Origin of the sequence: Sphingomonas sp. BK036, assembly GCF_004216825.1 — a bacterium.
Taxonomy (GTDB): Bacteria; Pseudomonadota; Alphaproteobacteria; order Sphingomonadales; family Sphingomonadaceae; genus Sphingomonas.
Genome location: NZ_SGXR01000003.1, coordinates 788,949 through 807,566 on the forward strand (window position 1 = coordinate 788,949; position 18,618 = coordinate 807,566).

At 66.7% G+C, this 18,618-nt stretch carries 16 protein-coding genes; 9 read left to right on the top strand and 7 right to left on the bottom strand.

Annotation, left to right across the window (positions count from 1 at the left end):
- Nucleotides 1-47: 47 nt before the first annotated feature.
- The 3 genes from EV283_RS03755 to EV283_RS03765 are packed head-to-tail and all read right to left on the bottom strand — an operon-like array spanning nt 48 to nt 3,432.
- Nucleotides 48-851: an ABC transporter permease gene (locus EV283_RS03755; protein ID WP_130322761.1), complete on the bottom strand. Its 804-nt coding sequence runs from the start codon at nt 849-851 to the stop codon at nt 48-50.
- On the bottom strand, nt 852-2,186 hold the full coding sequence (locus EV283_RS03760) for a glycosyltransferase family 1 protein (RefSeq protein ID WP_242615766.1): 1,335 nt from the start codon (nt 2,184-2,186) through the stop codon (nt 852-854).
- Nucleotides 2,176-3,432 (bottom strand): glycosyltransferase family 1 protein, encoded by a 1,257-nt coding sequence (locus EV283_RS03765; RefSeq protein ID WP_242615767.1) that lies wholly within the window; start codon nt 3,430-3,432, stop codon nt 2,176-2,178. The genes EV283_RS03760 and EV283_RS03765 overlap by 11 nt, the downstream gene beginning before the upstream one ends.
- Before the next feature lie 68 nt (nt 3,433-3,500).
- On the opposite strand from EV283_RS03765, the gene EV283_RS03770 reads away from it, so the two are divergent.
- The 4 genes from EV283_RS03770 to EV283_RS03785 all read left to right on the top strand — a co-directional run bounded on the left by EV283_RS03770 (nt 3,501) and on the right by EV283_RS03785 (nt 9,777).
- A complete protein-coding gene (locus tag EV283_RS03770; protein ID WP_056411886.1) occupies nt 3,501-4,172 on the top strand; it encodes an ABC transporter ATP-binding protein in 672 nt (223 codons plus the stop codon).
- A gap of 95 nt (nt 4,173-4,267) precedes the next feature.
- On the top strand, nt 4,268-5,425 hold the full coding sequence (locus tag EV283_RS03775) for a polysaccharide biosynthesis/export family protein (RefSeq protein ID WP_130322767.1): 1,158 nt from the start codon (nt 4,268-4,270) through the stop codon (nt 5,423-5,425).
- Nucleotides 5,426-5,494: 69 nt separating this feature from the next.
- Nucleotides 5,495-8,512, top strand: coding sequence for a glycosyltransferase (locus EV283_RS03780; RefSeq protein WP_130322769.1), 3,018 nt, complete (start codon nt 5,495-5,497; stop codon nt 8,510-8,512).
- 134 nt (nt 8,513-8,646) lie between these two features.
- Complete coding sequence (locus EV283_RS03785; RefSeq protein WP_165391687.1) at nt 8,647-9,777, top strand: glycosyltransferase 61 family protein; 1,131 nt, start codon at nt 8,647-8,649, stop codon at nt 9,775-9,777.
- Between the two features lie 10 nt (nt 9,778-9,787).
- Here the strand turns inward: EV283_RS03785 and EV283_RS03790 are convergent, their stop codons facing one another.
- Nucleotides 9,788-11,086 (bottom strand): glycoside hydrolase family 130 protein, encoded by a 1,299-nt coding sequence (locus tag EV283_RS03790; RefSeq protein WP_130323890.1) that lies wholly within the window; start codon nt 11,084-11,086, stop codon nt 9,788-9,790.
- Nucleotides 11,087-11,356: 270 nt separating this feature from the next.
- On the opposite strand from EV283_RS03790, the gene EV283_RS03795 reads away from it, so the two are divergent.
- The 4 genes from EV283_RS03795 (at nt 11,357) to EV283_RS03810 (ending at nt 14,570) form a co-directional block, all read left to right on the top strand.
- On the top strand, nt 11,357-11,629 hold the full coding sequence (locus EV283_RS03795; protein WP_130322774.1) for a hypothetical protein: 273 nt from the start codon (nt 11,357-11,359) through the stop codon (nt 11,627-11,629).
- 148 nt (nt 11,630-11,777) lie between these two features.
- On the top strand, nt 11,778-13,004 hold the full coding sequence (locus tag EV283_RS03800; protein WP_130322776.1) for a multidrug effflux MFS transporter: 1,227 nt from the start codon (nt 11,778-11,780) through the stop codon (nt 13,002-13,004).
- A 105-nt stretch (nt 13,005-13,109) separates the two neighbouring features.
- Nucleotides 13,110-13,394, top strand: coding sequence for a hypothetical protein (locus EV283_RS03805; protein WP_107956773.1), 285 nt, complete (start codon nt 13,110-13,112; stop codon nt 13,392-13,394).
- Between the two features lie 99 nt (nt 13,395-13,493).
- A complete protein-coding gene (locus EV283_RS03810; RefSeq protein WP_130322778.1) occupies nt 13,494-14,570 on the top strand; it encodes an AI-2E family transporter in 1,077 nt (358 codons plus the stop codon).
- Between the two features lie 317 nt (nt 14,571-14,887).
- On the opposite strand, the gene EV283_RS03815 is transcribed toward EV283_RS03810, so the two are convergent.
- The 3 genes from EV283_RS03815 to EV283_RS03825 form a co-directional block, all read right to left on the bottom strand.
- Nucleotides 14,888-15,433 carry a cytochrome b gene (locus EV283_RS03815; protein WP_130322780.1) on the bottom strand — a complete coding sequence of 182 codons (546 nt, stop codon included), beginning with the start codon at nt 15,431-15,433 and terminating at the stop codon, nt 14,888-14,890.
- Between the two features lie 36 nt (nt 15,434-15,469).
- Complete coding sequence (locus EV283_RS03820; protein ID WP_056411911.1) at nt 15,470-16,255, bottom strand: SapC family protein; 786 nt, start codon at nt 16,253-16,255, stop codon at nt 15,470-15,472.
- Between the two features lie 61 nt (nt 16,256-16,316).
- Nucleotides 16,317-17,744 (bottom strand): FAD-binding oxidoreductase, encoded by a 1,428-nt coding sequence (locus tag EV283_RS03825; RefSeq protein WP_130322782.1) that lies wholly within the window; start codon nt 17,742-17,744, stop codon nt 16,317-16,319.
- Between the two features lie 107 nt (nt 17,745-17,851).
- Here EV283_RS03825 and EV283_RS03830 point away from each other — a divergent pair, with 107 nt between their 5' ends.
- Nucleotides 17,852-18,319, top strand: coding sequence for a hypothetical protein (locus EV283_RS03830; protein WP_130322784.1), 468 nt, complete (start codon nt 17,852-17,854; stop codon nt 18,317-18,319).
- Nucleotides 18,320-18,618: the final 299 nt, after the last annotated feature.

Consider the following 18,618-nt stretch of genomic DNA (forward strand, 5'->3'; position numbering starts at 1 on the left):
CCGAAGGTCGACCCGCTGACGGCCGAATAAAGTGTGAATATCGATCGTCACGGCATGTGTATCTTGCGCTTCACCGCAGCAATTGCGAGCAGCCCGATCAGGGTCGATCCAAATATCCAGCCGGCAAGATACCATCCATCGATGTAATAAGGCACCGCGCTGGTGAACCATCCGTATCGCAACATCTCGAAGATATGCGACATCGGAATGGCCGAAAAGAACGGCCTGAACTTTGCCGGCACCCATTGCAGCATCACGAAGACACCGGACAGCGGCAGCATGATGTACGCAATAGGATGGACTAGCCGACCCATCGCTCTGTTTTCATAGGTGAAAGCACAGACGACGAGCGACAGGCCGAACGCCAGCAAGAACATGCTCGCGATGCCCAGGCAGACGTAGAGCGGGCGCGCGGGAAGACCCGCCAGCCCGGTCGCCATCGCCAGCCCCATCAGGATCATGAACGACAGGATGCACCCGGCCGCCTCGAGCAGCGCGCGCGCGAGCAGGATGTCGAAGATCGTGACCGTCTTGTGGTACAAGAGCGGAAGATTGGCCTCCAGCGCGCCCTCGGCACGGCCGAAGATGCTGCGGAACATGATGAAGATGCAGTAGCCGATCAGCGCGAACGGCACCGGCTTGATGTCGTTGCCCAGATGCCCGCCGGTCTGCTGGTGCAGCAGCGCGATCATCGTCGCCAGCATCATCGGCTCGAGAATGAGCCAGACATAGCCGATATTGTCGCGACCATAGCGCGTGTGCAGTTCGCGCATGATCAGCGCACCGATCACGTTGCCCTGCACCTTGAGGCCCCGGCGCAGCGTGGCGCGGGGAGGACTATGCGTCGCCATCTATGCCGCCTCCGCTGTCATCGCCGGCCGTTTTGCCAGGATCGCGTCGTACATCGCCCCCAGCCGCGCCCGATACCGTTCCGTCGAGAAGCGCCCAGCCTGCACGGTCCCCGCCGCCACGAGCCGACGCGCCAGCGCATCGTCGGTATCGAGCGCCTGGATCGCGGCGGTCAGCGCGCCGACGTCATACGGGTCCACCATCAGCGCAGCCTCCCCCGCGACCTCCGGCAACGACCCACGGTCCGACGTGATGACCGGCGTCCCGAGCTGCATCGCCTCGAGCACGGGGAGCCCGAACCCCTCGTACAGCGACGGAAAGATCACCCCCTTGGCGTTCGCGATCAGGCACAGCAACAGCCCGCGCGGCACATAGCGCAGCTGGAGGACCTGGTTTGCGACGCGCGTGCCAAAGGCGGTGCGCGCGCCGGCCATCCCGCTCGTGAGCAGCCGCAGGTCCTCGTCCGCCTGCCACGCGCGCGCGCCGACCAGAACCAGCGGCGTATCGACCTGGCTGCCGAGATACGCCTCGATCAGCCGGCCGACATTCTTCTTCGGCTCGATAGCGCCATAATAGAGGAAATAGCCCTTCGGCTTGAGCCCGAACACCGCCGTGATGTCGCCCAGGCGATCGTCGCGCGGCTGCGTGGTCGAGACGGATTGATAGGTGTTGGTGATACGGTCCCCGGCGATCCCGAATTGCGCGATCACGTCGCGCCGGCTCGACTCCGATACGGTGCAGACATGGTCGGCATCGCGCACGATCGCCTGGATCATCCGGTAATAGAGCCGCTTCCGATCGAGCGTCGCATAGGGAAGCTTGAGCGGGACGAGATCGTGCAGCGTATAGACGTTGCGCGTGCCGAGCATCCGGATCGGCACGGGATAGGTCCAGTGCATGATGTCGGGGGGATTGGCGACGCGGATCGTCAGGAACCGTCCGGTCCGCACGAAATACCGATCGGCGCGTTCGAACAGCCGGGCCGAGCTCATGATCCGGTCGAACTGCGGCAATCGCCGTTCGAGCATGTCCTGCACGATCAGTCCGCGCGTCGGCACATCGAACACCTTCGCGCGGCGATACCGGGCGAACCACTGCCGCACCGCGCGCACCGCCGGCAGCCCGGGATCGTCCGGGATACCGCGCCCCATCGCCTCGTAGAACAGGATCTCGCGCAAGTCGGGATTCGCCCCGACGGGGATTCCGAACACGCCGTCGAGCCGAACCCCGAGCCCGGTGATCGCATCGCCGAGCGCACGGCCATAGGTCGCGACCCCCGTGCCGTGCGGCATGGCGAGGTTGAACCCGTCGATCGCGATCCGCACGTCAGCGTCCACGCGCGGCCTCCAGTCCCTGCCATCGGCCATCGGCGATCCGCGCATTGATCAGCCGGTCGTACAGCGTCGTCAGCCGCTCGCCGAAGGCGGCCGGCGCGAAGGCCTTTGCGCGGTCCAGCCCGCGCCCGGCCAGCGTAGCCCGCAAGCCGGCGTCGTCGACGATCCGCCGCAGCGCATCGGCGATCGCCCGCGCATCGGTCGGATCGACCAGCAGCGCCGCACCGCCTGCAATCTCCGCCAGCGCGCCACGATCGGCAGTGAGCACGGGCGTTCCCAGCGCCATGGCCTCAGCGACCGGCACGCCGAACCCTTCCTCCAGCGACAGCAGCACGAGCGCGCGCGCGTTGCGGATCAGGTCGATCAGCACCGGCCTGTCCTGATAGGGCAGCACGACGACACCCGCGCGTTCCAGCGCGCCGCGCAACGCACCGCCATCGGCGCCGTCGGGGCCCGCGACCACCAGCGGCACGCCGCATCCGCTCGTCGCCCACGCGTCGGCGAGCCGGGCAAGGTTCTTGCGCGGCTCGATCACCCCGCAGAAGAACAGATAGCCTTGCGGACGCAGGCCCGACGGCAAGACGCGATCGGGGTGGGGTTCGGCCAGCGCCGCCAGCCCGCCGCCGCAATCGTCGACCAGCGCCGACGGGATCGCCAGCGCATCGAGGATCGTCCGACGCGCCCAGGCGGACACCGTGACGATCCGATCGGTCCGCACGGCGATCGCGATGAGGCACGCCCGCAACCGATCCGCATCGACCGGCGACAGATCGGGGCGCCGCAACGGGATCACGTCGTGGACGGTATGGACGTTGATCCATCCCTCGACGATCGCGGGGATGGGATAGGTCCAGTGCATCACGCCGACCGGGTGCGGCGGGGTCAGCCGCAACAGCGTGCCGTGCCGACCGAAATGGACATGCGCGAGCCGGAACACGTCGCGCCGCCACAATGCAGGCGTTTCATGGGAGGACGTTTCGCGCCGTGTCCCGAGCCCTGCCGGCACACGCGCACCATCGCTTCGCGGCGCACGCGCGTGCAGTCGGCGCGGGCGCGACGACCATGCCGAGAGCCACCGCGACGCCGCCTCGCGCTTCGTGCCCGGCATGCCGAACCGACCGACCGAATCATCGGCCAGCGGGAGCGTGGTACGACCCGCGGCATCGAGCGCGGCGAGCACCGCGCGGCGATAGCTGGCGACCCCCGTCCCCCCGCTCCGTGACAATCGCGCGTCGACGGCAATCTTCACTTTCTTATCCACAGTGCAGTCGAGTACAGCGTGAGACGTCATCCCCTTCATGCGGAGCATTCGACACGATGATTGCCTTCGAGAACGTCTACAAGAAATATCACGGGCGCGGTTTCGAGAACGCCGTGCTCAACGATGTGAACATGGTGATCAAGCGAGGCGACAGCATCGGTGTTTGCGGCGCAAACGGCGTCGGCAAATCGACTTTGATGCGTATGATTTCGGGCGTCGAGCGACCGACGTCTGGCAGCATCAAGCGTACCATGACTACGTCCTGGCCGATCGGCTATGCCAGCGCGTTTCAACCTGGTCTTACCGGTGCCGACAACGCACGCTTTATTGCCCGTATCTATGGGCGTGATCCACAACAACTGCTCGACTATGTTCAGGATTTTGCGCAACTCGGATCCTATATTTACGAACCTGTCAATACCTACTCGGCAGGAATGTCGGCACGTCTCGCATTCGGTGTCTCGCTCGCCATAGACTTTGATTGCTATATCGTCGACGAAATTACGGGTGCCGGAGACGAACGCTTCAGAATCAAGTCAGAAGAAGCACTTAAGGCCCGACGCGACCGTGGTACGTTAGTGATGGTGTCCCATGATACCCATGCTCTATTCCGATATTGCGACCGTGGTGCGGTTGTATTCGGTGGAGTTGTAACACTTTACGATACGATTCAAGAGGCGGCCGATGTGCATCACAGGTTACAAAGCTTTCCGCCGCAACGGCGTTGATTCGATTGTTTTCATCGCGGGGCTGATTTAACGGCGCATTGGGGAAAGTGGCTAGATACATTTTCCATTCGGCTGCTTTATTGGAAGAGTCATCGATGACAGCGTCTAAAAATTACAATTCGCGTCACCGAACTGCAAACCACTGGGCCAGGCTGGTTCTGGTCTCTGCCGGCCTCGGGGTGACCGGCGGGTGCGCGACCCTGCCCGCCGCCGGCCCGACCGCCGCGCAGATCCGCCGCGCGGAGACCAAGGACAACGGGACCGGATTCCAGATCGTCGACATCGACGCGGCGAGCACCGCGCGTCTCGCCGTCCACGCCGCCGCCGCCGCGCCGCTCGCGACGCTGGACGAGGTCGGCCGGACCGACACACTGGGCCCGGGCGACACGCTGTCGATCGGCATCTTCGAAGTTGGCGTGACGCTGTTCACGCGCGGCAACGGCGCGACCGCACAGAGCAGCTTCACCCCATCGGCATCGGGCACGGATCTCACCGTTCGCGTGGATGCCGCCGGCACCGTGCAATTGCCCTATGTCGGCCGCGTCGCGGTCGCCGGGAAGACACCGGGCGAGGTCGAACGGACGATCGAACACGGCATGATCGGCCTGTCGCAACGCCCCCAGGTCGTCGTGGCGGTCAAGGCGAACGCGTTCAACGTGTTCTATGTCTCCGGCGACATCCGCACGCCCGGCCGCTTCGAACTCGGCCTGCCACGCGAACGGCTGCTCGATGCGATCGCGCGCGCGGGGGGAACGACCAACCAGCCCAACGACATGATCGTGCGGGTCACACGCAGCGGACGCTCGGCGGAGACCCGGCTGAGCGACATCGACGCGTCGGGCGACCAGAACATCGCGCTGCTGCCGGGCGACCGGATCGAATTGTTCAACCGGCCCCGCACGTTCCTGGTGTTCGGCGCGACCGAGAAGGTATCGCAGGTCCCGTTCGGCGCCAGTTCGCTGTCGCTGGCCGAGGCGATGGCGCGGATCGGCGGCCCGAGCGAGCGCACCGCGGATCCCGCCGCGGTCTACCTGTTCCGCTACGACACGTCGCTCGGTGCCGAGCCAAAGCCGGTAATCTACCGCCTGAACATGGTCCGCGCCGACAGCTACTTCCTGTCGCAACGCGTCGAGATGCAGGACAAGGACGTCATCTACGTCTCCAGCGCCGCCGCCAATGCGCCCGCCAAGATGACGCAGATCATCGGCCAGCTCTTCTCGCCACTGGCGGTCGCGCGCAGCCTCACGCGGTAAGTGCGAACGCCCAAGATTCGAGAGGGCGCGAGAACAGGACGGAACCGGCTAACGGAGCAGCCAATACCCATGACCGCAGGCTATATCGAGGCGCTGGAGTGCCTGGCGGATCGCACCGTCGTGCAGGGCTGGGCGACCGACGCCGCGCTGCGATCGGGCGCGCTGACGTTTTCGTTCGACGGTATCGCCCAACGTATCGTCCAGATCGCCGAAACCGCGCATCGCGACGATCTTGCTGCGATCGGTGCGCGCGCGTTTCGCGTCTGCCTGCCTGTACCGATAGGTCCGGGCACCCATGTGAGCGCGGCGATCACCGGTCGGCCGCTCGACATCGCCGCGGACGCGCTCCGGCCGATGCCGCCGCGCGGGCATATCGAGATCGCGGGCAGCGACGATGTCGCAGGCTGGGTGGTCGCGGCGGGCCTGCCCGTCACGCTTCAGTTCGACGGCACCCGGATCGCCGCGATCGACGCGGCGATCGACCGCCCCGATCTGGCGCAGATGGTACCGGGCAGCGCACCAAATTACGGCTTCCGCGTCTCGTTGCAGGCATTGCGCACGCACGCGACGGCGTCGTCCGATCCGCCCCTCGAACCGGACGTGATCCTGCTGCGTGCCGGCGCGCACGTCCTCGCCCGGTCGACGATCGTCCGCACGCCATTGGTGCGCGGCAAGCTCGAACGCGTAACTCCGGTCGAGGCTCGTGGCTGGGCAGCCGACGCCAACCGACGGGACGGGATGCTCGGCGTCGAGATGCGGATCGACGGCATCCGCTATGCGACCGGGGTCGCAGACCGGTACCGCGCCGATCTCGTCGCCAAGGGCATCGTCGCGTCGGGCGGCGGGTTCCGGTTCGAGATGCCGTCGATCAGCATGACGGGCGGCACGACCGCGCATGTTTCGGTCCATGCGCAAGGCGACGACGCCGCGATCCGCGGCGCGACCGACATCGCGGTGCCCGAGCGGCGCTCGCTGCTGACGTCGGTGATCCTCGACATCCTGCCCGACCTCGACGAGCGCGGGGTGACGATCATCGTCCCGGTCTACAACGCACCGGTCGATACTGCCGCGTGTATCGATGCGCTCTGCCGCGCCACCGACATGCCGTGTCGGCTGATCCTGATCGACGATTGCAGCACCGACCCCGCGATCGCCGGGATCCTCGCTGCGGCAGCCGCGCTCCACAATGTCGAGGTTCACCGCAACCCCCGAAATCTGGGGTTCACGCGCACCGTCAACCGCGCGATCGGGCTCGCCGGTCGCGACGACGTGATCCTGCTCAATTCGGATACGCAGGTGACGACGGGCTGGCTGCAGGGCCTGCGTCTCGCCGCCTATAGCGGTCGGTCGGTGGCGACCGCGACCGCGGTGTCGGACAATGCGGGGGCCTTTTCGGTGCCAGATTCGGGCATGGCCAACCCGGTCCCCGCCGGTCTGTCGTTCGACGACATGGCGCGGCTCGTCCGGCAATCGGCGATGACGCTGCGGCCCGAGGTGCCGACCGGACACGGGTTCTGCATGTATATCCGCCGCGATGCGCTCGACCGGATCGGGCCGCTCGACGCCGCCGCGTTTCCGCGCGGCTATGGCGAGGAGAACGACTTTTCGATGCGCGCCGACCATGCCGGGCTGCGCAACGTCATCGACGACCGCACCTTCATCCATCACGAGGGGTCGGCGAGTTTCGGCGGCGAAAAGGCGGCGCTGTATGCGGCGGGGCGGCGGGTCGTCGACGACCGCTATCCGGAATACAAGGCGCGGATCGGCGTGTTCACGCGCGGCCGCGACATGCTGGCGATGCGATGGCGGATCCGGCGCGCGCTCGCCGCCGTGACCGCGCCGCCGCGGCCGCGCATCCTGTACGTCATCGCGACGCAGTCGGGTGGCACGCCGCAGACCAATCAGGATCTGATGGCCGCGCTCGCGGATCGGTTCGAACCATGGCTGCTACGCTGCGATACCGCGCGGATCGAACTGTCGCGGCTGGACCGCGGCGCGCTCGTCCCGGTCGAGACCGCGGACCTCGCGCGCGGCCTCGATCCGCTCGTCCACCGCTCGAGCGAATATGACCTGATCGTCGCCGACATGCTCACCCGCCACGCGATCGAACTTGTCCACATTCGACACATGGCCTGGCACAGCACCACCCTCCCCCAAACATGTCGCAGGTTGGGAATTGCGACGATTTTCTCGTTTCACGATTTCTATGCCTTGTGCCCAACGGTGAAGCTGCTCGATCAGGACATGGTGTTCTGCGGTGGCCGTTGCACGCCGGGGCCTGGCCGGTGTCGCCCCGAACTATGGCCCGCCGATGCGTTTCCGAACCTGAAACATCAGTTCATTCATCGCTGGCGCGCCATGATGACCGCCGCGCTGCATCACTGCGATGCGTTCGTCACGACGAGCCCGACCGCACGGACAATCATCCTGGAGGGGTTGCCCGGTCTCACGGATCGGCCGTTCGACGTCATCCCGCATGGACGAAGCTTCGAAACCTTCGGGACGATGGTGGCACGCGACCCGGGCGCACCGCTGAAGATCCTCGTCCCCGGCAATTTGTCGGCTGCAAAAGGCTCCGTGCTGATCGAGGCCGTGGCGGCGATCGACGAGGGCCGCACTTTCGAGTTTCACGTCCTTGGCGACTCGGGTCACATGACCGCACGGCCCGGGCTGATCCTGCACGGACGATACCAGCGCGATTCGTTTGCAGCGCGCGTCGCCGAGATCGCGCCGCATGTCGGCGCGATCTTCTCGATCTGGGCGGAGACCTATTGCCATACGCTTACCGAACTCTGGGCAGCGGGACTGCCGGTCATCGGCTTCGACATCGGCGCGGTGGGCAACCGGATCCGAGACTCCGGCGCCGGATGGCTGCATCACGTCAACATCCCCCCCGCCGACCTGGCGCAGTGGCTAACGCATTTGTCCGCGCTCCCCGAGGCGATCAAGGCAGCCGGGGCGACGACTCTCCACTGGCAGGACACGGTCGGCCGTCACTACGACACCGCAGCAATGGCAGATCGTTACTGTGCGGTATACGCGCAGGTGCGGGAGACCCGCCGTGCGTTCAGCCGCCCAATTCCCTGAGCGTACAAAGGCGTACAGGTCTAGGATCACGCCGAGTGACCGTGTCGCCTGCCGGTTCATATAGACGGCCATCCCGGACGCAGGTACGGGACGATGTTTCCCACAAGGAGCCGACGATCGCCGACCCTCTATTCGTGACTGACACGATGTATAGCCTGTTCCACCGTGATGGCATCCCAACGACGGACGACCTCTCGACCGCCATCGGCAGCGCAACGCGAGTCATCCTGCCCGGCAGCGCGCCGGTCGTCAGAAACGCTCCTCTCTTCTTCGCGATCGATCCGCGAGTCGCCGATGTGGAGCGCGAACACCAGGTCCGCGCGGGGCCGGTCGCGACGACGCGCCTGGCGCCCGCGTTCATGGTGGCGTTGCCGCATGGCACAATCCTGACCGAGGGTTTCCTGGTCGCCGATCAGGATGATCGCATCCTCAGCGACAGCTTCCGGGCGTTTGGATCGTTGGCGCGGCACGGGTTCCAGGAGCATGCCGACCGGCTGTTCTCGATCGACAGGATTGCAAGCCCCGAGTTGCCCGGCACCCACCTGGTCGTCGGCATCCAGACGAACCTGAATTATTTCCACTGGTTGCTCGAAGCGATGCCGCGATTGTGGCTTGCCCAGCATGAAGGCCTGGCGGCGGACTCGACGGTCTGGCTGCCACCGCTGCGTCCATGGATGGCCGACATGCTCACCGCGCTTGACCCGATCGAGCGGCGCGCCACGCAAGGGACGGGTATCACCCGGTGCGAGCGTCTGCTGATGCCGGCGCGCGGGCTCGGCAATATCCATACATTCTGCCCGCATGCCTTCGCGATGGCCGATCAGATCCACGATCGGTACGCGCTAGAGACACGGTCCGGACGCAGGCTGTTCGTCACGCGCGCCGATGCGGGATCTCGCAAGCTGGTCAACGAGGACGAGATTATCGCGATCGCTGCGGACTATGGGTTCGAGACCGTCTCGCCCCAGCATCTCTCCTTCCGCGACCAGGTCGACCTGTTCGGCGGGGCGGACGCTATTGCGGGCCCGCTAGGCGCCGGGCTCGCCAATGCGGTGTTCCTGCGTCCGGGCAGTGCGCTGATCGAGCTCGCCCCCGAAGGACGCGAGGGCGATGCCACGCTGTTCGCCAATCTCGCGCATCACCGCCAGCTCGACTATCTGGCTGCGGTCGGCCCGACCGTCCCGACCGACACACGGGCGGTGGATCGGCGGGATTTTTGGGTTGATACAGAGATCGTGCGCAAATTGTTTGCGACGCTGGGGTGAGAAAAGCGTGTCATGCGGGGACCATGGCGGCGAGGATGTCGTCGACGGTCCCGACCGCGAACGCGCTATATTCGTCGCCGATCGCATAGGGCAGCAACACCCGCCGGCCGTCGAGTAGCCCGCCGCAGCTATAGGTGACGTTGGGCACGTAGCCGCCGCGCTGCTCCGCGGACGGGAACAGCAACGGCGACGGCGTCCGCGCGAGCACCTTAGACGGATCCGCCTTGTCGAGCAGGCACGCGCCGATGCAATAGCCGCGGACCATGCCGACGCCGTGCGTGAAGACCAGCCAGCCCTCGTCGATCTCGAGCGGCGACCCGCAATTGCCGAGCTGGACATATTCCCACGGATATTTCGGCGCCATGATCGGCGTGCCGCTGTCCCAGGTGTAAAGATCGTCCGAGCGCAGCAGCCAGATATTCTCGCTGTCCTGCCGCCCGAGCATCACGAACTGCCCGTCGATCCGCCGCGGGAACAACGCCATGCCCTTGTAGCCGGTCATCGATCCCGCCAGCGGGCGCATCTCGAACGTGCGCATGTCGATCCCGCGCAGCATCTCCTGCCGCGCGGTCCGGCCGTCGAACGCGGTATAGGTGCCGATGACGCTCTGCACGCCGTCATGATCGGTGAAGGTGACGAGCCGGAGATCCTCGACCCCCTGACGCTGGCTGGGCAGCACGGGGAAGATCACCGTCTCGGACACGTCGCGGCTGTCCTCGCACCGCAGCCTGACCCAGTCCGACTCGGTCCGGTCGATCTGCGGCGGCACGCCGTTCGCGCTCGGCGGATCGAGCACCAGCCGGTCGCCCGGCCCCCATTCGCCGGTGCGGAACGTCACCGACGAGATATGCCCCTCGCCGATCCCGCGCAGCGACAGCAGGAACCGCACCGCCCCCGGCTCGCTCGGCTGCCCCTCGAGCGCGTCGTCGGGCAGCCGGACCATGCTCGGGTTGAACAACGCCGCCGATTCGAACGCATATTCCTGGCTGAAATAGGCGCCGATCAGGAACTGCTCGTCCTCATCGAACTCGCCCGCCCCGAGCTCGTCGCGGACCTCGGCAAAGCGCCGCAGGAAGACCTGATCGGCATTGCGGTGGCGTTCGCGCATCGGCGCGGTCAGCAGCGCGCGCATCCGGGTCCGCAGCGCCGGATCGGTGGCGCGGACACGGTCGACCACGGCCTGCGCACGCGACGGCCGGCCATCGTCGAACGCCTCGGGATAGGCGAAGCTGAACGGGCGGATCACGGTACGCGACGGATCGGGCTTGAGTTCGAGGTCGAGCTTGGTGAAGACATCGGCTGCGGCCATGAAGTCGATCCCGCGCGGATCGGACCAGCCCCGCGGCGTGTTTTCCGTATCGGCCGGGCCCGTATCGGCTGCGTCCGTATCGGCCGGGAGGGTGTGCGCAGCGTCAGGTGTCGTCATTATCGGCCCTTCGAACGGAGATGATGGAGGAGCGCTGCACGCGCCGATTCGATCCCTGCGCGGCGCTCGAATCCCGCCGCCGGCGATGATGCCCCGGGCGGCGGCGGCGTTTTCGCGGATGCCTTGACGGTCGCGACGCTGTAGCAGCGCGCGATGGCCAAGCGTAAAGTCTACCTCATCGCGGTCCTGCCCGATGGCTATGTCAAGACGATCGGCCCCACCGCGCTCGACCTGACGCATTACTGGCGGATCGTCGCGGTGCTCGCCAACGGCAAGACCGAGGTCTTCTGGGGCCACAGCAAATCGCTCGCCGAGGCGAAGCGGACCAAGACTCTCGCGGTCGACGCGGCGGCGACGCGCGGGTGGAAGAGCCATGCGGTCGATATCGTCGAACTGGTCCGCAGCGATACGCCCGACGCGGGGTAGCACGGGTTTGGGAGGAGGGCGGTGGAAACTGGCCGGTGTTGCGTGCCCTCCCCCTCCGTCGCCTTCGGCGCCACCTCCCCCTGGCGGGGGAGGATTTGCGGGCGATCGATTATGGCGCGGTGCAGCATAAGGCGGTAGGCGCGCAGGCATGACGCAATCGCCTACCCCGTTCGCCCTTGGTCGTCGCGAGTTCGTCGCCTTCATCGCCGCGATCATGGCGGTCAACGCGCTCGGGGTCGACCTGATGCTCCCGGCGCTGCCCGCGATCGGGGCCGAGCTCCATGCCGCCACCGCCAATTCGCGGCAGTGGATCGTCACCGCCTATGTGTTCGGGTTCGGGATCGGCCAGCTGGCCTATGGTCCGCTCGCCGATCGCTATGGCCGGCGTCCGATCCTGCTCGTCACGCTGGTCGGCTTTGTCGGCGCGAGCATCTTCGCGGCGAGTTCGGCGACCTTCACCGCGCTGATCTGCGCGCGGATCCTGCAAGGGCTGATGTCGGCATCGACTCGCGTGCTGGCCGTCGCGATCGTCCGCGACCGGTATTCGGGGCGGCAGATGGCCAAGACGGTGTCGCTGGCGCAGATGATCTTCTTCCTCGTGCCGATCCTCGCGCCGAGCATCGGGCAGGTGCTGCTGGGGATCGGACCGTGGCGGTTCATCTTCTACGCGCTGGCCGGGTTTGCCGCGTTCGTGCTCGCCTGGTCGGCACTGCGCCTGCCCGAGACGCTGGCGATCGAGCGCCGCGTCGCGATATCGCTGACGTCGCTGCGCGCCGCGTACCGGCTGACGCTGACCAACCGCTACTCGATCGGCTATGCGACCGCCGCCTCGCTGACGTTCGGCGGGATCATCGCATTCGTATCGTCGGCGCAGCAGATCTTCGTCGACGAGTTCGGCGCGGGCGACCGGTTCACGATCCTGTTCGCGATCTGCGCGTTCGCGATGGCCGTCGCCTCGTTCGCGAACAGCCGGCTGGTCGAACGGCTCGGCACGCGGCTGATCTCGCAGGCGGGGGTGTTCGTCCTCATCCTGGTGTCGCTGATCCACCTCGCGGTCATCGCCGCGGGCGTCGAGACGCTGTGGAGCTATATCGCGCTGCAGGCGCTCAGCATGACGTGCATCGGCCTGTGCGGATCGAATTTCGGCGCGATGGCGATGGAGCCGGTCGGGCATATCGCGGGGACCGCGTCGTCGGTGCAGGGCTTCATCACCAGCGTCGGCGCGGTGGTGGTCGGATCGCTGATCGGACAGGCCTATGACGGGTCCACCTTCCCGCTCGCGATCGGCTATCTCGGCATCGGGCTGGGGGCGCTGGCGCTCGTCTACCTGGTCGAGGGCGGTTTCTGGTTCGAGCGAAAGGCCGCGCCGCGCTGAGCCGTGGTGTAAAAAGATCACACTCAATCAACAGGATCGCTGCGTCGGGAACCGTTACGTGGGCGTGACGGTTTGCGTCGTCACCACAACTACAGGATACCGATCATGAAGAAACTGACCGTAGCGCTGATGATGGCCGCGCTGACCGTTCCGCTCGCTGCATGCGGCGGCAAGGGCGACGACAAGCTGGGCAGCCAGGTCGAGGGCGCCGCGGACAACCGCGCCGACGCGCTCGAGGCGACCGCCGACAACCTGGAAGACCAGGCCAAGGCCGTGCGCGAGAGCGGCGACCAGCAGGCCGACGCGATCGACGATGCCGACGTGAACGCGCAGGCGATGCCAGCCGGCGAGAAGGCGGCACTGGTCAACGGTAGCGAGAAGCTGCGTTGATGATCCTCCCCCCGGGTGAAACCGGGGGGATTTTTCTATAGTGATGCGAGACGGCGACACCGGGCTGGTCGACCGGATCGGTGGAACGGGTTGCGCGACATGACTTACAGGGGCCGTATCGAGACCGGGGGATTTCTCGTCTTCCTGACGATCATCACCATCGCCTTTGGCGCGGTGGTATCGTCCTTTGCCGCGGCGTTGCTGTGGAGCGCGCTCGCCGCGATCCTGTTCCAGCCGCTCTACCAGCGGCTGCTGGCGCGCCATCCCGGCAAGCGCAACCTCGCCGCGTCGCTGGCGATGCTGATCATCTTCATCGCGGTCGTCGTGCCGACGCTGGTGATCGCGAGCATGATGATCGACCAGGCGACCTCCGTGTACAGCAGCATGCAGGGCGGGCAGATCAATTTCTCCGCCTATTTCAAGCAAATCCATGATGCATTGCCCGACCGGTTGCAGATGCTGGTCGACAAGTCCGGGATCGACAGTTTCGAGCGGCTGCAGACTCGCGTATCCGATGCGCTGGGCAACAGTGTCCGGACGATCGCCGGCCAGGCGCTGTCGATCGGGCGCAATGCGTTCGCGTTCCTGCTGGCGTTCGGCATCGCGCTGTACGTGACGTTCTTCCTGCTGCGCGACGGCGACCGGATCGGGCCGGCGCTGTGCCGGTCGCTGCCGCTCGAGCCGTCGGTGACTCAGCGGCTGGTCGACAAGTTCGTCGCGGTCGTGCGCGCGACGATCAAGGGTTCGGTGATCGTCGGGCTCGTCCAGGGCGGGCTCGGCGCGATCACCTTCTGGCTGGTCGGCGTACCCGCGGCGTTGCTGTGGGGCCTGCTGATGGCGCTGACGTCGCTGCTGCCCGCGCTGGGGCCGGCGATCGTCTGGGTGCCGGTCGCGGTCTACCTGCTGGCGACGGGCGCAATCTGGCAGGGTATCGCGGTGGTCGTGTCGGGCGTCGTCGTGATCGGGCTTGCGGACAATATCCTCCGCCCGATCCTGGTCGGTCGCGATACGGGGATCCCCGACTTCGTCGTGCTGGTGACGACGCTGGGCGGAATCGAGCTTTGCGGGCTGAGCGGGATCGTCGTCGGCCCGGTGGTCGCGGCGCTGTTCCTCGCCGGGTGGCAGATCCTGACCGAGCAGCGGCTGGGACAGACGGAAAGCGACGCGGAGACTTGAGCGCGGTCGGGGTGGCCGTTGCCGAAGCGCGGCGCCACCCTCCGTCAGGCTGACGGCTGCCACCTCCCCCTGCCGGGGGGAGGTTTTTTTTGGCGTCGCGTTCGCGCGGGGCCAAAAAAAACCACCCCGTGCTGAGCACGGAGTGGCCTAGGTTCAGGGAGGAGGTACGCTAGAAGCGTACCGTACGGCGCCGCGAAAGGGGGGGACACGATGCCGTACAGGATCTAAATGGGTGAGACCCGATTTGGTTCAACCCTTGTTGCACCACACGCCGATTTTTTTTCGGGCGCTGTCGGGAGCAGGCTCCGATCGCGGTTTCAGCGGCGATCCAGCACGGGCGCGATCCGGGTCAGAACGGGGTCGCGCAGCAGCACATGATGCCGCAGCGCGGCCGCAATGTGCAGCACGACCAGCGCGAGCATCACCCAGCCGAGCAGTTCATGCGCCTCGTGACCGAAATGCCCGGTCGCCTTCGACACGGGCAGGTTGGGAACGGCGAACAGGCCGAACCAGTCGGTGCCGCCCGGCTTGCCGCCTGATACCATGAGCCAGCCGGTGACCGGGAGCGCGAGCATCAGGACGTAGAGCAGCGTGTGCGAGCCATGCGCGAGGACCCGCTCCCACATCGGCGTGCGCAGCGGCAGCGGCGGCGGGCGATGCGCCAGCCGCCATGCGATCCGCGCGACCGTCAGCGCGAGGATCGCCAGGCCGAGAGCCTTGTGCGCGCCCATCCAGCTGCGCAGCGCGGGAATCGAGTCGTGCAGCAACCCGACCGCCAGGTTGAGGATGATCAGCAGCGCGATCGTCCAGTGAAACCAGATCGCTACGCTCGAGTAGCGATCCGGACGATCCTGCGCTGCCATGCCTATTCCTTCGCTAGCGGTCCCGAAAAAGCGCGATCAGACGTTGAACGGCGCGGGGGCGGGCATCTGCTGCTGCGGCGCCTGACCGAGCTGGACCTGGCGCGCGAAGATGTCGCGCATCAGCGACAGCGAGAACAGGTGCGCGTAGAGCAGCGGGAGCATGCCCGACTTGCTCATCTTGCGCAGCGCATCGCCGCGCAGGTCGACCAGCTTCTCTTCGTTGATCATCTGGAAGCCGCGATAGACGAAGGGCTGCTCGGCGCCGTCGGGCTGGATCGTGACTTCGCCGTCCATCAGCAGTTCGAGCTCGCGCAGCTCGTTCATGAAGTTCTGCGTGCGCGCGCCGGCCTGTTCGAACGATTCGTTGAAGCCGAGGATGTTCTTGGTCAGCTCGGTCGGCTGGCCGTTCTCGAACAGCGCATCGCCGTCCTCGAACTCACCCAGCGTCGGCGAGGTCGGATCGAAGCAGAGCGACAGCTCCTGCGCATCGGGGTGCAGGCGGGCGAGCATGTACGGGTAGCGACGGACATAGGCGGGCACGTAGAAGGTGCTCTCGGTCAGCTTGCCGTCGTCGCCGACGAACACGTTGACGCCCTCGTTCAGGCCCATCAGCGCGAGCGGGATCGCGTCGTCGCCGGTCGAGAACACGATCGGCATGTGGCGCTGGACCAGCGGAAACTCGTCGACGGTGATCGGAATGGCGTGCTGGCCGACCAGGAACGGCGCGCTGTCCTGCGGGCGGACCTTGTAGTTGGCGTGCGTATCGCTCGAGAGCGGCTCGAGGCCATTGTAGAAAAGCGGAAGCTGCGCGGTGCTGGCCATGTTACTCTCCGGATCGGTCGTTCAAACGCCGGTGGCTGGTGCCACCGATTGGGGCGAGGCTCTATGGTGCGCCGGGCGGGCGTGCAAGTGTGACGAGCTTGCCCGGGTTGAGGATGCCGAGCGGATCGAGCGCGGCCTTGATCGCGCGGAGCGCGGTCATCCGCGCGGGCGACGACAGCCGTTCGAGCTCGTCGCGCTTCATCTGGCCGATGCCGTGCTCGGCGGAGATCGACCCGCCCGCCGCCGTCACCAGATCGCCGACGAAGCGGGTGACGACCGGCGCATCCTCGGCATACCAGCGCGCGGGGTCGGTGCCGGGCGCGGCGCGGACGTGGAAATGGACGTTGCCGTCGCCGAGATGCCCGAACCCGCTCGCATGCGTGCCGGGGAAGCGCGCATCGCACGCCGCCGCCGCCTCGATCATGAAGTCCGGCATCGTCTCGACGGGGATCGAGATGTCGTGCTGCGTCGCGGGGCCCAGCGCGCGCTCGGCCGCGGACAGCGAATCGCGGAGCAGCCAGAACGCCGCCGACTGGGCCTCGCTCGCCGCGATCGTCGCATCCGCGAGCGCGCCATCGGCGAGCGCGTCGCCGAGCAGCCGTTCGAGCAGCGCGGACGGGGACTCGCCCGCGGTGGTCGGCGAGGTCGCCTCGATCAGGAGATGCCAGGGGTGCCGGCCGGCAAGCGGCGCGCGGGCGTCGGGGAGGTGCGCGATCGCTGCGTCGAGCGATTCGGCGGGGAGGATCTCGAAGCTCTCGATCGCGTCGGTCCGCGCCTGCATCCTGCGCAGGAGCCGCAGCGCCGCCTTCGGGGAGTCGATGCCGACCCAGGCGGTGCCGCGCGCGGCGATCGCGGGCGCGAGCCGCAGCGTGGCGGCGGTCACGATCGCGAGCGTCCCCTCCGCGCCGATGAACAGCTGATCGAGGTCATAGCCGCGATTGTCCTTCTTGAGCGCGGACAGGCCGTCATGGATGCTGCCATCCGCCAGCACCGCCTCGACGCCCGCTACGAGCCCGCGCATCGTGCCGAACTTGAGCACCTGCGTACCACCCGCATTGGTCGAGACGAGCCCGCCGATCGTCGCGGTCCCGCGTGCGCCGAGCGTCAGCGGGAAGCGCCATCCCTGCCCGTGCGCCGCGCCGTCGAGCTCGGCGAGGATCACGCCCGCCTCGGCGATCGCGAGCCCGGCATCGGCATCGAGGCGGCGGATGCGGTTCATCCGGCGCAGCGACAGGATCAGCGCACGCCCATCCGCGGGTGCGGTCGCACCGCCGACCATCGAGGTGTTGCCGCCCTGCGCGACGAGCGGCACGCGGTGCGCGGCGGCGGCCTTGACGATCAGCGCGACCTCGGCGGTCGAGCCGGGCGCGAGCATCGCGGGCGCCGCGCCGTGGAACCGGCCGCGCCAGTCGTGCAACCAGGGATCGATGTCCGCGGGGTCGGTGACGATCGCCTTGGCGTCGAGCAGCGGCGCGAGTGCGGACAGCATCGCGGCTTGCGAAGATGTCAGGGTTGCTGTCTGATTTTCGGGCACGGTCGATGTGCTAGACAAAATTCATCGCGCGTTCAACGATTGGCCCTAACGGTTACGTCAGCATGATCCATCCCGCGATTCCCGCCACCCTGCTCGCGCTCGCGAGCCCTTTCGCTGCGGCGATGCGCGATGTCCCGCAGCCAGGAGTCGCGCTCGACCGCCTGCAGATCGCGCAGGTATCGATCCACGAACGCATCATCATCCGCGTGCCGCGGATGAGCCGGATGCCCGCGCGCACCTACGCGCCGCCGCGGGAATGGAAGGAGCATAAGGGCCCCAAATGCATCGCGGTCGCCGCGATCGCTGGCGCGATGCTCAACAAGGACGGCGCGGTCGATCTGGTGATGGACGATACGACGCGCCTGCGCGCGCGGCTCGACGGCGACTGCAAGCCGCTCGATTATTATTCGGGCTTCTACCTGCGGCCGGGGCCCGACGGGCAGATCTGCAAAGGCCGCGACGCGATCCGGATGCGATCGGGCGCGCGCTGCGAGATCGATGCGTTCAAGAGCTTGCGGCCGAAGAAGTAGCGGCGGGCAGTGTTGGAGAAGGATGGCGTGCGGCATCTGCGGCAGTACGGGCGCCTGCACTTTACATCTTCTTCCCGTCATCCTGACGAAAGTCAGGATCCAGGGTAACCAACGCTGACGCACGTGGCTCTGGATCCTGACTTTCGTCAGGATGACGGAACTGGCAGTGGGCTGCATCAGGATGACGGGGGCTGGACTGGGCACGATCAGGACTGGCCGCGCCGCAGAATGCGCCGCTGCATCCACTTCAGCGTCAATCTACCGACGTTTCCTTGACATTTGTCGACAAATCGGCGAGC

Excerpts from the sequence above, each read along its gene's own strand:
- EV283_RS03755 (WP_130322761.1), bottom strand. The coding sequence starts at position 851 with ATGGCGACGCATAGTCCTCCCCGCGCCACGCTGCGCCGGGGCCTCAAG.
- EV283_RS03825 (WP_130322782.1), bottom strand. The coding sequence starts at position 17,744 with ATGCTGTCCGCACTCGCGCCGCTGCTCGACGCCAAGGCGATCGTCACC.
- EV283_RS03805 (WP_107956773.1), top strand. The coding sequence starts at position 13,110 with ATGAAGAAACTGACCGTAGCGCTGATGATGGCCGCGCTGACCGTTCCG.
- EV283_RS03795 (WP_130322774.1), top strand. The coding sequence starts at position 11,357 with ATGGCCAAGCGTAAAGTCTACCTCATCGCGGTCCTGCCCGATGGCTAT.
- EV283_RS03780 (WP_130322769.1), top strand. The coding sequence starts at position 5,495 with ATGACCGCAGGCTATATCGAGGCGCTGGAGTGCCTGGCGGATCGCACC.
- EV283_RS03830 (WP_130322784.1), top strand. The coding sequence starts at position 17,852 with ATGATCCATCCCGCGATTCCCGCCACCCTGCTCGCGCTCGCGAGCCCT.
- EV283_RS03770 (WP_056411886.1), top strand. The coding sequence starts at position 3,501 with ATGATTGCCTTCGAGAACGTCTACAAGAAATATCACGGGCGCGGTTTC.
- EV283_RS03815 (WP_130322780.1), bottom strand. The coding sequence starts at position 15,433 with ATGGCAGCGCAGGATCGTCCGGATCGCTACTCGAGCGTAGCGATCTGG.
- EV283_RS03775 (WP_130322767.1), top strand. The coding sequence starts at position 4,268 with ATGACAGCGTCTAAAAATTACAATTCGCGTCACCGAACTGCAAACCAC.
- EV283_RS03800 (WP_130322776.1), top strand. The coding sequence starts at position 11,778 with ATGACGCAATCGCCTACCCCGTTCGCCCTTGGTCGTCGCGAGTTCGTC.
- EV283_RS03820 (WP_056411911.1), bottom strand. The coding sequence starts at position 16,255 with ATGGCCAGCACCGCGCAGCTTCCGCTTTTCTACAATGGCCTCGAGCCG.
- EV283_RS03790 (WP_130323890.1), bottom strand. The coding sequence starts at position 11,086 with ATGGCCGCAGCCGATGTCTTCACCAAGCTCGACCTCGAACTCAAGCCC.
- EV283_RS03810 (WP_130322778.1), top strand. The coding sequence starts at position 13,494 with ATGACTTACAGGGGCCGTATCGAGACCGGGGGATTTCTCGTCTTCCTG.